The organism is Deltaproteobacteria bacterium, assembly GCA_009930495.1.
Classification (GTDB): domain Bacteria; phylum Desulfobacterota; class Desulfovibrionia; order Desulfovibrionales; family Desulfomicrobiaceae; genus Desulfomicrobium.
Genome location: RZYB01000288.1, coordinates 1 through 2,291, shown reverse-complemented (window position 1 = coordinate 2,291; position 2,291 = coordinate 1). Strand labels below are relative to the sequence as shown.

4 protein-coding genes are annotated in these 2,291 nt (G+C 59.4%); 2 read left to right on the top strand and 2 right to left on the bottom strand.

The window, feature by feature from the left end; translation table 11 throughout:
- The first annotated feature begins 66 nt into the window (after window positions 1–66).
- Both EOL86_13880 and EOL86_13875 read left to right on the top strand, forming a co-directional pair.
- Complete coding sequence (locus tag EOL86_13880; GenBank protein NCD26664.1) at window positions 67–282, top strand: hypothetical protein; 216 nt, start codon at window positions 67–69, stop codon at window positions 280–282.
- Window positions 283–372: 90 nt separating this feature from the next.
- The gene (locus tag EOL86_13875) at window positions 373–708 is read left to right on the top strand and encodes a hypothetical protein (GenBank protein NCD26663.1); all 336 of its coding nucleotides are present in this window, start codon (window positions 373–375) and stop codon (window positions 706–708) included.
- A gap of 106 nt (window positions 709–814) precedes the next feature.
- Here EOL86_13875 and EOL86_13870 read toward each other — a convergent pair whose 3' ends face one another.
- Both EOL86_13870 and EOL86_13865 read right to left on the bottom strand, forming a co-directional pair.
- Window positions 815–1,912, bottom strand: coding sequence for a hypothetical protein (locus EOL86_13870; protein NCD26662.1), 1,098 nt, complete (start codon window positions 1,910–1,912; stop codon window positions 815–817).
- A gap of 3 nt (window positions 1,913–1,915) precedes the next feature.
- Window positions 1,916–2,291: ATP-dependent 6-phosphofructokinase (locus EOL86_13865; GenBank protein NCD26661.1), on the bottom strand; the 376-nt coding region annotated here is incomplete at its 5' end.

Genomic DNA, 2,291 nt, shown 5'->3' with positions numbered 1-2,291 from the left:
AGTTCGGCGGACAGGATTTTGGATGCGGTCATTGTCTCTCCTTGGCTGGATGTGGGCTTATCAAAAATGACCGTTTACACAAAATCCCGTACACCCTCGGTGACCTCCTCGCCCTTGAAGACCGGGGCCAAACTCTATGTCCAGATTCTGGATATCAATCCGCATCGGCAAGGTCTCGAGGCGCATGGCAGTTTTCAGGGCCTGGTGCGTTGGAGCAAGGATTTGGGTGACCGCGATCGGACCATGTACGGTATCGGCGTCCAATATACCCGCCCGGTGTGACTGACGGCGTGTTGGGGAAAAACGACGACGTATCGCGCGATTGCGGATCGCGCTTTTTTTGACTTTGGCTTGGCCGGACAAGGTGAGGACATGTCTCGATTTATAGCGGAATTGGACGGTAGCGCGCAGTTTTTAAAGCACCCCCTGATCACGAAAGAATTGGCCAGGGCATATGCTAGGTCGGAAAAATGGTTTCGGGAACACGCCACCGAACTGGAAGACGCGGGCTGGAGCGTCGAGGTGCTGTACCGCGTTGGTCGTCTGGCGTTTCCCTATTCCGAATGGGGCCCTGGATGGCTGACCTTGTGGAACAACGACAAAAGCGAGCCCCGGCTCGGAAGCCGGGGCGATATTGAATTCGTTGTGCACGAAGCGGGTGGGCACGTGGTGCAGACCTGCTGGCTGCGCGCGAATTTTTTGTCCTGATCCGAATTTCCCTTCATGACATTCCGAAGCGGCCATCCTGGCCGCTTCCGTGCGGGGGGCCGTCCGCTCCCAGGAATGCGTCGCATTGGTCGAGAATCAAAACGATCTATTCCTGGACGGGCTGGGCCGGGTCCTCGGCGGCGCGCTCTTCACGCGTCGCGTTCGTTGGGTTCTGGGCCGGGCGGGGTTGTTTGGCCCGTTCTTCCAGCGCCGTCGCCGTTTTAACGGCCAGATCGCCGGCCTTGGCCACCTGCGCGAGCAGGGCCGGGTTGTCCAGGCCGCGCCGATGGATCCATTGCGCCAGATAGATCAGTTCGGAAGCGTCCAGTCCTTGCGGATTGGCGGTGGCCACGATGGTCTGCAGCAGCCGCTGCCGCGACATCTCGCGGGTCTGGATGGCGGCCTTGATTTTGATGCTGGCCTGGTCCACGGCCGCCACCGAGGCGTTGTCCGTCTGAAGATTCCAGAACGTTATGTGAGCCTCGTTCACTTTCTCCATGTCTGCCAGATACTTGCCGACCAATTCCTGAATATTCGCGGTCCGGGCCAGAGTGGCCACGGTTTTGCCCACGGTGCGCATCTTGGCCGCGAGCAGGTTCAGCATTTCCTGGCGCTGGGCCTCGGAAATATCGACCTGCTGTCCCGACGCCAATACGCGCGGTGCGTCGCGCAGGGCCTCTTCGAGGTTGTCCAGAAAGAGTGGCACATAGATGTTCTGTAAAAATTCCAGGACAGTGGGCGTGAAAACATGGGCAAAAATGGTCTGGCGGGCCTTGAGGGTTTCCATGGGGTCCACATTGAGTCCGGGAAAATCCACCCCGTAACGGATGTTCAGGCTTTTCAGATTCAGCGCGAGTTTGGCCTGGTCGGAGGGGTTTCGCTTGGTTTTTGCCGGGTGATAGGCCGAAACCAAGTAGCGGCTCAGGTCCTGGACAAAGCCGTGTCCGACCACCGTGTCCTCGGGGCTGGCCAGGGTTGCGTTGGCCGTGGTGGCGTTTTCGGCCAGGGTCGCGTTCGTGGCGTTGAGGGCATGAACGCCCGTGGCGTTGGTCGCGTTCATGGCCGATGTGCCGCTGACCTGCCACCGTTGTGGCGCCACTTCGCGGGCCACGGGTTGGGGCAGGGGCCTGTTTTGATATTTCCAGAACCAGAAGGCCGCGCCGGCGGCCGCCATCGCGAGAAGAATGAGAAGTATGCGTTTCATGGGTTATGCATCCTGGACGCAGTTGGTCATGGATTGAGGCTGTCCGGTGGATTCCAGGACCGAGCGCCAATAGTTCGAGGTGATGTTCAGTTTGCGCCGCTTGGCCGTGACAAGTTCAAGCGGCAGGTACAGGTAGCGGTCCTGGAGCTTGGAAACGACCATGCCGGTTTTGCCGGACATGGCCGCATGGACCGCGTGCTGCCCCAGAAAGCCACAGTAGATCCGGTCGTTGGAATTGGCCGGCACCGAACGGATGATGTAGCTGGGGTCGATGTATTTGAGGGTGTAGGGAAAATCCGCGGCAGTGAAGTACTTCTTGATTTCCGCGCGGAGCACCTCGCAGATGTCGCCCAGAATCGGATTGCCCGAGGCGTCATGC

What these genes read in the sequence shown, in the direction of transcription:
- EOL86_13880 (NCD26664.1), top strand. Translation starts at nt 67, where the DNA reads ATGACCGTTTACACAAAATCCCGTACACCCTCGGTGACCTCCTCGCCC.
- EOL86_13870 (NCD26662.1), bottom strand. Translation starts at nt 1,912, where the DNA reads ATGAAACGCATACTTCTCATTCTTCTCGCGATGGCGGCCGCCGGCGCG.
- EOL86_13875 (NCD26663.1), top strand. Translation starts at nt 373, where the DNA reads ATGTCTCGATTTATAGCGGAATTGGACGGTAGCGCGCAGTTTTTAAAG.